The organism is Streptomyces sp. Y20 (assembly GCF_043195475.1).
Classification (GTDB): domain Bacteria; phylum Actinomycetota; class Actinomycetes; order Streptomycetales; family Streptomycetaceae; genus Streptomyces.
In genome coordinates, this window is the sequence record NZ_JBIDDP010000004.1 from 485,885 (window position 1) to 497,698 (window position 11,814).

Here is an 11,814-nt window from a genome sequence, read left to right on the forward strand (position 1 = left end):
GTGCTTGCCTGCTTCATGCCTTGCCCGCCGCTTCGCGCGGTGCCTACTCCGTGCCTTGCCCGCCGCTTCGCGCGGTGCCGCTGCCGCTGCCGCTGCCGCTGCCGCGGTGGTGGGCCCGCCACAGCTGACAGAGGTGCTTCGCGCCCGGGCGCACGAAACGGGCGAGCATCGTGAGGAACGGCAGCGGGTCGTCACCCGCGAACCAGGCCAGCTCCGTTCCGCTCGCGCGCACCGGCGCGTGCGGTGTCGTGTAACCGCTGCGGCGGTAGGCGAGGAGGGCGGGCAGGTCGATGTTCTCCACGATGTAGCGGTGACCGGCGCGCTGTTCCCCCCGCGGGACGGCGCGGCCGGTCAGGTGCAGGTGCAGCGCGCGTACGACGTCCACGCCCGACTCGTTCTCGAAGAGCCGGAACTGGGCGCCCACCCGCGGGTTGAAGTCGAGGAGTTTGTACCGTCCGTCGCGCCGGTCGAAGCGCAGGTCGAGGTCGATGACACCGCTGAAGCCGATCTGCTTGACGAAACGTGCCGCGAGCCCGGCGAGTTCCGGGTTGTCGACGACGTACGCGTTCGCCGTCATGCCGGCGTGCGGCGGCCAGGAGCGCACCTTGACGCCGGTGAACAGCGCGAGCGGGCTGGAGTCCTGGTCGAAACAGGCGTGCACGATCCAGTCCTCGGCGTCCTCGCGCGGCAGGTACTCCTGGAGGATGACGCCGGGTTCCCCGCCCCAGCCGCGGGCCAGGCTGAGCAGTCCCTCGCGCGTGCCGATCCTCGTGGTGCCGTTCACCGCGGGCTGCCTGCGCCGCACGAACGCCTCACGGTTCTTGGCCACCACCGGGAAACGGGTCCGGTCCGCGAAGGCGACGACGTCCTCGTACGACCGCGGGAACGCGGCCGCGGGACTCGCGACGCCGTGCTCCGCGCACAGTTCGTGCAGCCCCTGCTTGCTGGCCAGCCGGCGCGGCAGCACCGGGTCCACGCGCGGGAAGAGGAAGGAGCCCGCCAGGTGGTCCTGGTGCTCGGCGATCAGGACGGCGGCCTCCTCGTCCGTCGGGATCAGCACGGCCGGGCGGCCGATCCGGCGGCCGATCCGCAGCAGGCCCTCCACCAGGTGGTCCGGGTCCTCCGCACCGGTCGTCGGCCACACGAACGCCTTCCGCAGATACCGGGAGGAGGCCGCCGGTGTGTACGGGTCCTCGGTGATCGCGTACATGGGCACACCCAGGCGGCCCAGACTGCGGATCGCGCCGACGCCTCCGTGGTGCAGCGGGTAGTGGCCGAACTTGACGATCAGGCCCGGCACGTCGCGGTCGGCTGTCCACGGCGCGCCGGCGGCGTCCTCGGCCACGGGTCCCCCCACGTGTCCCCCCAGATGGAACGGATCCGCCCCGTCCGCGTCCCGAAAGGACGCTAAGCCGGAACTACCGCCTCCGACAAGGCTTATCCGGACATGGCGAACTCTTTAGACACTGTGCGGGCGACCTCCCGGACGCCTCGGAAGGCACTGCCCAAGACACGTGGATCAGCCGTAACGTGTGGCGCGACCACATGGAACGCAGCGCCATGCATGGCCTGGATGAGAGCGAGGCAGCACCCCATGCCCCCCTTCGACGTCCCCGAGGGCGACCCCTTCGGCCCGCACAACCTTCCCTACGGCGTGTTCTCGCCCGCCGGCAGCACCGAGCGGAGGGTCGGAGTCCGGCTCGGGGACCACGTCCTCGACGCGGGCGCGGCCGCCGCGGCACTCGGTTCGCCCCACCACTCGCTGCTCGGCCGGCCCACCCTCAACCCCCTGCTGGCCGCCGGCCCCGGCACCTGGTCGGACGTACGGCGCGACCTCGTCTCCTGGGTCACGGACCCCGCGCACCGCGCGACGGTCGAGCCGCTGTTCCGCCCCCTGTCCGAGGTGACCCTGCACCTGCCCTTCGAGGTGGCGGACTACGTCGACTTCTACGCCTCGGAGCACCACGCCCGCAACGCCGGCCGGATCTTCCGCCCGGACGCCGCGGACTCCCTCATGCCGAACTGGAAGCACCTCCCGGTCGGTTATCACGGGCGTGCCGGCACGGTGGTGGTCTCGGGCACGGACGTCGTACGGCCGTCCGGCCAGCGCAAGGGCCCGGGTGACCCGGCGCCCGTCTTCGGCCCGTCGGTCCGGCTGGACATCGAGGCCGAGGTCGGCTTCGTCGTGGGCGCTCCCTCTCAGCCGGGCCGCCCGGTCGGGCTCGGCGACTTCCGGGAGCACGTCTTCGGGCTGTGCCTGCTCAACGACTGGTCCGCGCGGGACATCCAGGCCTGGGAGTACGTCCCCCTCGGCCCGTTCCTCGCCAAGTCCTTCGCCACCTCGGTGTCGGCGTGGATCACCCCGCTGGAAGCACTGGAGCACGCGCGCGTGGCACCCCCGGAGCGCACGCATCCCCTGCTGCCCTACCTGGACGACACGGCGCCCGGCGTGGACCCCGGCGGGTACGACCTGCGTATCTCCGTCGCGATCAACGGACACGTGGTCGCGGAGCCGCCGTTCTCCACCATGTACTGGACCGGCGCCCAGCAGCTGGCCCACATGACGGTCAACGGCGCCTCCCTGCGCACCGGCGACCTGTACGGCTCCGGCACGGTCAGCGGCCCCGCCGAGCACCAGCGCGGTTCGCTGCTGGAGCTCACCTGGAACGGCCGTGATCCCCTCGAACTGCCCGACGGCAAGCGGACGTTCCTGGAGGACGGCGACGTGGTGACGCTCACGGCCTGGGCGCCCGGCGCGGACGGGCACCGGGTGGGTCTGGGCGAGGTCACCGGACGGGTCGTGACGGGCTGACCCACCGGCCGGCGGTCCACGACCGCTGTCCCGGCCCGGCCCGCCCCGCTGCCGGGCACCGCCGCCACGGCATCCCCGGCAGCGGGGTCCGGCGGGCGCGGGCACCGAAGCGCAGCGACCGTGCGGGCACGGCGCGGGCACGGGAGCGAGGGCGGGCACGGGAGCCGGCACGGGCACGGGCGCGGGCATCACACGGGCACCGGCGCGGCACCACGGAAGCCCCCCCACGCGCACCCGCGTGGTCCCACGGAAGCCCCCCACGCGCGCTGCCGGGGCCGGCGCCCGCACCGCCGGACGCCCCTCCGGGGGCACCCCGGCCCCCGCCAGCCGGCCGCGCGCGTGCCCCGGTCCGCCCGGATCGGCGCCGACACCTGACTCCGGGCGCCCGTGTTCGTCATACTGACAGGGACACGCACCACACGCGGCGCGCAGCCGCCCGCCGTGTGCCCGGCACCACCGACACCCGCACGCCTCTCCGACCAGGAACCGGAGCCCCGGCATGACCGTCTGCCTGCTCCTGCTGAGCGTCGTCGCCCTGACGGCCGCCGTGCCGGCACCGCGCGCGCTGACCCGCGCCGCCTGGCCCGAGCGGGACCCCGTGGTCGCGTTGTGGGTGTGGCAGTGCCTGGTCGCCACCGTCCTGCTGTGCTGCCTGACCGCGCTGGTCCTCGGGACGGCGGCCGTCTTCCACACCGTCCGCGACCGCGTGTTCGCGCCCGCGCCGCCCGCCGTCACCGCCGCGTACGACCTGTCCGCCGCGCCGGTGTGGGCCGCCGCACTCACCGTGCTGCTGGCCTGCGGGGCCGCCTGGACGACGGCCATGCTGGGCCGGGAACTCGTCGAGGCCCGCCGCAGCCGCGGTCAGGCCAGGGCGCAGCTGCGGGAACGCGCCCCCGACCTGCCGGCCGGACTGCCGCCGGCGCGCGGGCCGATGCTGGTGCTGGAGGACGAGTACCCGGACGCCTGGTGGCTGCCCGGGCACCCGCCGCAGCTGGTCGTCACCACGGGCGCGCTGCACCGCCTCACCGACCACCAGCTGGACGCCGTCCTCACCCACGAGCGCGGCCACGCACGCGCCCACCACAACTGGCTGCTGCACCTGTCCACCGCACTGGCCACGGGCTTCCCGCGCGTGCCGCTCTTCGCCCACTTCTGCGACCAGACGCACCGCCTGGTCGAGCTGGCCGCCGACGACACGGCCTCCCGGCGCTGCGGCCACCTCACGACGGCCCTCGCGCTGATCGAGCTGAACCAGCACCGGGGTGTCCTGTCCTGCGCCTCCAGCCGCCGTCTGCTCGGCGAACGCGTGGACCGTCTGCTGGAGCCGCCGCCTCGTCTGCTGCGCCGGCACCGGGCCCTGACGACGACGGTGGCCGCGCTGGTGCCGCTGGTGCCGCTGCTGATCACCTTCGCGCCGGGTCTGACGGCACTGTCCTGACCGGCCCGCCGGACGGCAGCTCCCGCCCGGCGGCGGGTCGATTCCTGGGCCTGGCGTGCGTCCGACGGGCCCAGCGCCCCGTACCGGCTACATCCAGTCGTCGGGCTCCGGCTCGTCCTGCGGCTCGGGCCAGTCGTCGTCCGGGGCCGCCGCGCCCGCCGGGGCGGTGGTGGCCGGGTCGGTCGCGGTCGGAGCGGTGGCGGTCGGAGCGGTGGCGGTCGGAGCGGTGGTGGCCGAGGCGGTGTCCGGGGCAGGTCCGTCCAGGGAGGCCAGGACCTCCAGCACGCCTTCCCCGTACGTCACCAGCTTCTTCTCGCCGACGCCGTTCACCGCGCCCAGTTCGCGCACCGAGCCGGGCCGCTGGACGACGATCTCCCGCAGGGTGGCGTCGTGGAAGATGACGTACGCCGGGACGCCCTGTTCCCGGGCCTGTTCGGCCCGCCAGGCCCGCAGGGCCTCGAAGGCGGGGAGCAGTTCCCCGGGCAGCTCGGCCGCGGCGGTCCTGGCCTTGCGGTCGCCCCCGGAGGCGCTGCCCGACCGCGACCGGGCGGCGGCCGGCTTCTTCGGCTCCTTGCGCAGCGGCACCTCGCGCTCCCGCCGCAGCACCGAGCCGCTCGCCTCGGTGAGCGTCAGGGTGCCGTACTCGCCCTCGACCGCGAGCAGGCCCTGGGCGAGCAGCTGCCGGATGACGCCCCGCCATTCGCCCTCGGTGAGGTCCTGGCCGATGCCGAAGACGGACAGCTGGTCGTGGTCGAACTGGATCACCTTGGCGCTGCGCTTGCCGAGCAGGATGTCGATGATCTGGACCGCGCCGAACTTCTGTCCGCGCTCGCGTTGCAGCCGCACGACCGTGGACAGCACCTTCTGCGCGGCGACGGTGCCGTCCCACGTCTCCGGCGGGGTCAGGCAGGTGTCGCAGTTGCCGCAGGCCACCGGCTCGGGGTCCTGGCCGAAGTAGGCGAGCAGCTGGCCCCGGCGGCACCGGGCCGTCTCGCACAGGGCGAGCATGGCATCGAGATGGGCCGCGGCCCGGCGGCGGAACGCCTCGTCGCCCTCGCCGGACTGGATGAGCTTGCGCTGCTGTATGACGTCGTTGAGGCCGTACGCCATCCAGGCCGTGGACGGCAGGCCGTCGCGGCCCGCGCGGCCGGTCTCCTGGTAGTAGCCCTCGATGGACTTGGGCAGGTCCAGGTGCGCGACGAAGCGGACGTCCGGCTTGTCGATGCCCATGCCGAAGGCGATGGTCGCCACGACGACCAGCCCTTCCTCGCGCAGGAACCGGGACTGGTGGGCGGCGCGGACGCGCGCGTCCAGGCCCGCGTGGTACGGCACCGCCGCGATGCCGTTGGCGGTCAGGAACTCCGCCGTGCGCTCGACCGAGTTGCGCGAGAGGCAGTACACGATGCCGGCGTCCCCCGCGTGCTCCTCCCGGAGGAAGGCCAGCAGCTGCTTCTTGGGGTCGGCCTTGGGCACGATCCGGTACTGGATGTTGGGCCGGTCGAAGCTGGCGACGAAGTGGCGGGCCGTCGGCAGGTTCAGCCGCTCGGTGATCTCCCGGTGGGTGGCGCGGGTGGCCGTGGCGGTGAGGGCGATCCGCGGGACGTCCGGCCAGCGCTCGCCGAGCAGTGACAGGGAGAGGTAGTCGGGGCGGAAATCGTGGCCCCACTGGGCCACGCAGTGTGCCTCGTCGATCGCGAAGACGGAGATCTTGCCGCGGGAGAGCAGGTCCAGCGTGGTGCCCAGGCGCAGCCGCTCCGGCGCCAGGTACAGCAGGTCCAGCTCGCCGGCCAGGAACTCCGCCTCGACCGTGCGCCGCTCGTCGAAGTCCTGGGTGGAGTTCATGAATCCGGCGCGGACGCCGAGGGCGCGCAGGGCGTCCACCTGGTCCTGCATGAGGGCGATCAACGGGGAGACCACCACGCCGGTGCCGGGGCGGACCAGGGCCGGGATCTGGTAGCACAGCGACTTGCCGCCGCCGGTCGGCATGAGGACGAGGGCGTCGCCGCCCGCGACCACATGCTCGATGACGGCCTGCTGCTCACCCCGGAAGGCGCCGTATCCGAAGACCCGGTGCAGCGTGGCCAGTGCCTCGCTGTCCGTGGCCAGTGCCTCCCCTTCGGTGGCCAGTGCCTCGCTGTCGGCCGTGCCCGGCCCCTCGGTCACCTGTGGCATCTCGCTGATCCCGCCCGTCGCGCCCATCGCCGTGTCCCCCGTCGGTCCCCCGTGTGTCGTCTCTCGACCGCTGCCTCCACCATAGGGGCCCGGACCGACAGCGCCGGAGTTATCCACAGGCTCCGCCCCGGAATGGTGATCCTCGGTGATCCGCACGCGCCGCTGCCCGGCGCCCTCGGAGCGAGGGTGCCGGGCAGCGGCGGGACGGATCCAGGGGGGTCAGCGGACGAAGACTCCGGCCTGGCCGGCCAGGTCCAGGAAGTACTGCGGTGCCACACCGAGGACCAGGGTCACCGCCACGCCCATGCCGATCGCGACCATGGTCAGCGGTGACGGCACGGCGACAGTGGGGCCGTCGGGCCGCGGCTCGCTGAAGAACATCAGCACGATCACCCTGATGTAGAAGAACGCGGCGATCGCCGAGGAGATCACACCGACCACGACCAGCGGGGCCGCTCCACCGTCCGCCGCCGCCTTGAACACGGCGAACTTTCCGGCGAAGCCCGAGGTGAGCGGGATGCCGGCGAAGGCCAGCAGGAACACCGCGAAGACGGCCGCCACCAGCGGGGAGCGGCGGCCGAGCCCCGCCCACTTGGACAGGTGGGTCGCCTCGCCGCCCGCGTCGCGGACCAGCGTGACCACGGCGAACGCGCCGATCGTCACGAAGGAGTAGCCGGCCAGGTAGAAGAGGACGGACGACACCCCCTCCTTCGACGTGGCGATGACGCCCGCGAGGATGAAGCCGGCGTGCGCGATGGACGAGTACGCAAGCAGCCGCTTGATGTCGGTCTGGGTGATGGCGAGGATCGCACCGCCCAGCATGGTGATGACGGCCACGGCCCACATGACCGGTCGCCAGTCCCAGCGCAACCCGGGCAGGACGACGTACAGCAGACGCAGGAGCGCGCCGAACGCGGCCACCTTCGTCGCCGCCGCCATGAAGCCGGTCACGGGGGTGGGCGCGCCCTGGTAGACGTCGGGCGTCCACATGTGGAACGGCACCGCGCCCACCTTGAACAGCAGGCCCATCACGATCATGGCGGCGCCGATCAGCAGCAGCGCGTCGTTGCCCATGGTGCCGGCGAGGGCCGGGTCGACGTCGGTGGCGGTGCCGTCGACGACCTGGGCGATGCGCGCGTACGACACCGAGCCGGCGTAGCCGTACAGCAGGGCGATGCCGAACAGGGTGAACGCGGAGGCGAACGCGCCGAGCAGGAAGTACTTGACCGCCGCCTCCTGTGACATCAGCCGCTTGCGGCGGGCCAGTGCGCACAGCAGGTACAGCGGCAGGGAGAGGACCTCCAGGGCCACGAAGAGGGTCAGCAGGTCGTTGGCCGACGGGAAGACCAGCATGCCGCCGATCGCGAAGAGGAGGAGCGGGAAGACCTCCGTGGTGGCGAAGCCGGCCCGCACCGCGGCCTTCTCGCTGTCGCTGCCGGGTACGGCGGCGGCCTGCGCGGCGAAGGAGTCGACGCGGTTGCCGTGTGCGGCCGGGTCCAGGCGCCGCTCGGCGAAGGTGAACAGGCCGACCAGTCCGGCCAGCAGGATCGTGCCCTGCAGGAAGAGGGCCGGGCCGTCGACCGCGATGGCGCCCATGGCCGCGATGTGCGCCTTCGTGGTGCCGTACCCGCCGGACGCGAGCCCGACGACCGCGGCGAACGCGGCGCACAGGGCCGCGGCGGACAGGATCAGCTGCGCGTAGTAGCGGGACCTGCGCGGGACGAACGCCTCGACTAGCACCCCGACCAGCGCCGCGCCGATGACGATCAGGGTCGGTGACAGCTGTGCGTATTCGATCTTCGGCGCGTCGATCTTCGAGATCGGGTCGGCCGCGGTTGTCCACAGGCTGTGGACGGCTGCTGCGCTCACTTGGCCGCCTCCACCTCGGGCTTGGGGTCCTTCTTCTGGACGTCGGACATGGTGTGCTTGACCGCCGGGTTGACGATGTCCGTGACGGGCTTCGGGTAGACGCCCAGCCCGATCAGCAGCGCGATCAGCGGTGCGACGACCACCAGCTCGCGCACGCGGAGGTCGGGCATCGCCGCCACCGAGGGTTTCACCGGGCCCGTCATCGTCCGCTGGTACAGGACGAGGGTGTAGAGCGCGGCGAGGACGATGCCGAGGGTGGCGATGATGCCGATCACCGGGTAGCGGGTGAACGTGCCGACCAGGACCAGGAACTCACTCACGAACGGCGCGAGGCCGGGCAGCGAGAGGGTGGCGAGGCCGCCGATCAGGAAGGTGCCGGCGAGTACCGGCGCGACCTTCTGCACGCCGCCGTAGTCGGCGATGAGCCGCGAGCCGCGCCGGGAGATCAGGAATCCGGCGACCAGCATCAACGCGGCCGTGGAGATGCCGTGGTTGACCATGTAGAGGGTGGCGCCGGACTGGCCCTGGCTGGTCATCGCGAAGATGCCGAGGACGATGAAGCCGAAGTGCGAGATCGACGCGTACGCCACCAGGCGCTTGATGTCCCGCTGGCCGACGGCGAGCAGTGCGCCGTAGAGGATGCTGATGAGCGCCAGTACGAGGATGACGGGCGTCGCCCACTTGCTGGCCTGCGGGAACAGCTGGAGGCAGAAGCGGAGCATCGCGAAGGTGCCCACCTTGTCGACGACCGCGGTGATGAGGACGGCGACGGGGGCGGTGGACTCCTGCATGGCGTTGGGCAGCCAGGTGTGCAGCGGCCACAGCGGCGCCTTCACCGCGAAGGCGAAGAAGAAGCCGAGGAACAGCCAGCGTTCCGTGCCGGTCGCCATGTGCAGGGAGCCGTTCGCGCGGGCCTCGGCGATCTGCTGGAGGCTGAAGTTCCCGGCCACCACGTAGAGGCCGATCACCGCGGCCAGCATGATCAGGCCGCCGACCAGGTTGTAGAGCAGGAACTTCACCGCCGCGTACGACCGTTGCGTGGCCGCCGTCTCCTCGCCGTGCGCGTGGGCACGGTCCCCGAAGCCGCCGATGAGGAAGTACATCGGGATGAGCATGGCTTCGAAGAAGATGTAGAAGAGGAAGACGTCGGTGGCCTCGAAGGAGATGATCACCATCGCCTCGACCGCCAGGATCAGCGCGAAGAAGCCCTGGGTGGGCCGCCAGCGGCGGTTGCCGGTCTCCAGCGGGTCGGCGTCGTGCCAGCCGGCCAGGATGATGAACGGCATCAGGACGGCGGTCAGCGCGAGCAGCGCGACCGCGATGCCGTCGACGCCCAGCTCGTACCTGACCCCGAAGTCCTTGATCCAGGCGTGGGACTCGGTGAGCTGGTAGCGGGCGCCGCCCGGGTCGAAGCGGACCAGGACGGTGACGGCCAGGGCGAGCGTGGCGAGCGAGACGACCAGCGCGAGCCACTTGGCGGCGGTGCGCCGGGTGGCCGGTACGGCGGCCGTGGCGACGGCTCCGAGCGCCGGGAGCACCGCCGTCGCTGTCAGCAGAGGAAAGGACATCGGTATCAGACCGCCCTCATCAGCAGGGTCGCGGCGACCAGGAGTGCCGCGCCGCCGAACATCGACACCGCGTAGGAGCGGGCGAAGCCGTTCTGGAGCCGGCGCAGCCGGCCGGACAGGCCGCCGAAGCCGGCCGCTGTGCCGTTGACGACGCCGTCGACCAGGGTGTGGTCGACGTAGACCAGGGAGCGCGTCAGGTGTTCGCCGCCGCGCACGAGGACCACGTGGTTGAAGTCGTCCTGGAGCAGGTCGCGGCGGGCCGCGCGGGTGAGCAGGGAGCCGCGCGGGGCGACGGCCGGGACGGGCTTGCGGCCGTACACCGCCCAGGCGATGGCGACGCCGATGACCAGGCAGACCATGGTGGCGCCGGTGACCGTGCCCGCGCTGACCGGCGAGTCGCCCTCCTGGTGGCCGGTGACCGGCTCCAGCCAGTGCAGGAACCGGTCGCCGATGCTGAAGAAGCCGCCGGCGAAGACCGAGCCGAAGGCCAGCGCGATCATCGGGATCGTCATGACCTTCGGGGACTCGTGCGGGTGCGGCTCGGCGTGCTCACCGCGGTGCTCGGCGACGGGCTCGGCGCTCGGCGCCTCGGGGGAGCGGGTGGGCCGGTTCTTCCAGCGCTCCTCCCCGAAGAAGGTCATCAGCATCACGCGCGTCATGTAGAAGGCCGTGATGGCCGCGCCGAGCAGGGCCGTGCCCCCGAGGATCCAGCCCTCGGTGCCGCCCTTGGCGAAGGCCGCCTCGATGATCTTGTCCTTGGAGAAGAAGCCGGACAGGCCCGGGAAGCCGATGATGGCGAGGTAGCCGAGGCCGAAGGTGACGAAGGTGACCGGCATGTACCTGCGCAGGCCGCCGTACTTGCGCATGTCCACCTCGTCGTTCATGCCGTGCATGACCGAGCCGGCGCCGAGGAACAGGCCGGCCTTGAAGAAGCCGTGCGTCACCAGGTGCATGATCGCGAAGACGTAGCCGATGGGGCCGAGGCCGGCCGCGAGGACCATGTAGCCGATCTGCGACATGGTCGAGCCGGCCAGTGCCTTCTTGATGTCGTCCTTGGCGCAACCGACGATCGCACCGAACAGCAGCGTGACCGCGCCGACGACGGTGACGGCCAGCTGGGCGTCGGGGGCGGCGTTGAAGATGGCCCCGGAGCGGACGATCAGGTAGACGCCCGCGGTCACCATGGTCGCCGCGTGGATCAGGGCCGAGACCGGCGTCGGGCCCTCCATGGCGTCCCCGAGCCACGACTGGAGCGGCACCTGGGCGGACTTGCCGCAGGCGGCGAGCAGCAGCATCAGCCCGATCGCGGTGAGCTTGCCCTGGGAGGCGTCACCGGTGTGGCTGAGGACCGGGCCGAAGGCGAAGCTGCCGAAGGTGGTGAACATCAGCATGATCGCGATCGACAGGCCCATGTCGCCCACGCGGTTGACCAGGAAGGCCTTCTTCGCGGCGGTGGCGGCGCTGGGCTTGTGCTGCCAGAAGCCGATCAGCAGGTACGAGGCGAGGCCGACGCCCTCCCAGCCGACGTAGAGCAGCAGGTAGTTGTCGGCGAGGACGAGCAGCAGCATCGCCGCGAGGAACAGGTTGAGGTAGCCGAAGAAGCGGCGGCGGCGCTCGTCGTGCTCCATGTAGCCGACCGAGTACAGGTGGATCAGGGAGCCGACGCCCGTGATGAGCAGCACGAACGTCATCGACAGCTGGTCGAGGCGGAAGGTGACGTCCGCCTGGAAGCTGCCGACCGAGATCCACGTCCACAGGTGCTGGGTCAGCGTGCGGTGTTCCGCGCCCCTGCCGAGCAGGCCGGCGAAGAGGACGACGCCGACCACGAAGGACGCGGTCGACAGGAGCGTGCCGATCCAGTGGCCGGCGCGGTCGAGGCGCCGGCCGCCGACCAGGAGGACGGCCGCTCCGAGCAGGGGCGCCGCGATGAGCAGCGCGATCAGGTTCTCCACGAT

At 72.1% G+C, this 11,814-nt stretch carries 7 protein-coding genes; 2 read left to right on the forward strand and 5 right to left on the reverse strand.

The annotated features are described in order from the left end of the window. Positions 1-43: 43 nt before the first annotated feature. The gene (locus ACGFT1_RS13650) at positions 44-1,345 is read right to left on the reverse strand and encodes an ATP-grasp domain-containing protein (RefSeq protein ID WP_373909118.1); all 1,302 of its coding nucleotides are present in this window, start codon (positions 1,343-1,345) and stop codon (positions 44-46) included. Between the two features lie 249 nt (positions 1,346-1,594). On the opposite strand from ACGFT1_RS13650, the gene fahA reads away from it, so the two are divergent. Both fahA and ACGFT1_RS13660 read left to right on the forward strand, forming a co-directional pair. Beyond that, positions 1,595-2,812: a fumarylacetoacetase gene (fahA, locus tag ACGFT1_RS13655; protein ID WP_373909119.1), complete on the forward strand. Its 1,218-nt coding sequence runs from the start codon at positions 1,595-1,597 to the stop codon at positions 2,810-2,812. A 499-nt stretch (positions 2,813-3,311) separates the two neighbouring features. Next, positions 3,312-4,250, forward strand: coding sequence for a M56 family metallopeptidase (locus ACGFT1_RS13660; protein ID WP_373909120.1), 939 nt, complete (start codon positions 3,312-3,314; stop codon positions 4,248-4,250). Positions 4,251-4,337: 87 nt separating this feature from the next. On the opposite strand, the gene recQ is transcribed toward ACGFT1_RS13660, so the two are convergent. From recQ to nuoL, 4 genes are all read right to left on the reverse strand, one after another. Next, positions 4,338-6,449, reverse strand: coding sequence for a DNA helicase RecQ (gene recQ / locus ACGFT1_RS13665; RefSeq protein WP_373909121.1), 2,112 nt, complete (start codon positions 6,447-6,449; stop codon positions 4,338-4,340). A 192-nt stretch (positions 6,450-6,641) separates the two neighbouring features. Beyond that, on the reverse strand, positions 6,642-8,291 hold the full coding sequence (nuoN, locus tag ACGFT1_RS13670; protein ID WP_373909122.1) for an NADH-quinone oxidoreductase subunit NuoN: 1,650 nt from the start codon (positions 8,289-8,291) through the stop codon (positions 6,642-6,644). Next, positions 8,288-9,859, reverse strand: a complete 1,572-nt coding sequence (locus ACGFT1_RS13675; RefSeq protein ID WP_373909123.1) for an NADH-quinone oxidoreductase subunit M — start codon at positions 9,857-9,859, stop codon at positions 8,288-8,290. Before ACGFT1_RS13675 ends, nuoN begins: the two co-directional genes overlap by 4 nt. A gap of 5 nt (positions 9,860-9,864) precedes the next feature. Next, positions 9,865-11,811: an NADH-quinone oxidoreductase subunit L gene (nuoL, locus tag ACGFT1_RS13680; RefSeq protein ID WP_373909124.1), complete on the reverse strand. Its 1,947-nt coding sequence runs from the start codon at positions 11,809-11,811 to the stop codon at positions 9,865-9,867. Positions 11,812-11,814: the final 3 nt, after the last annotated feature.

What these genes read in the sequence shown, in the direction of transcription:
- ACGFT1_RS13675 (WP_373909123.1), bottom strand. Translation starts at nt 9,859, where the DNA reads ATGTCCTTTCCTCTGCTGACAGCGACGGCGGTGCTCCCGGCGCTCGGA.
- fahA (WP_373909119.1), top strand. Translation starts at nt 1,595, where the DNA reads ATGCCCCCCTTCGACGTCCCCGAGGGCGACCCCTTCGGCCCGCACAAC.
- ACGFT1_RS13660 (WP_373909120.1), top strand. Translation starts at nt 3,312, where the DNA reads ATGACCGTCTGCCTGCTCCTGCTGAGCGTCGTCGCCCTGACGGCCGCC.
- recQ (WP_373909121.1), bottom strand. Translation starts at nt 6,449, where the DNA reads ATGGGCGCGACGGGCGGGATCAGCGAGATGCCACAGGTGACCGAGGGG.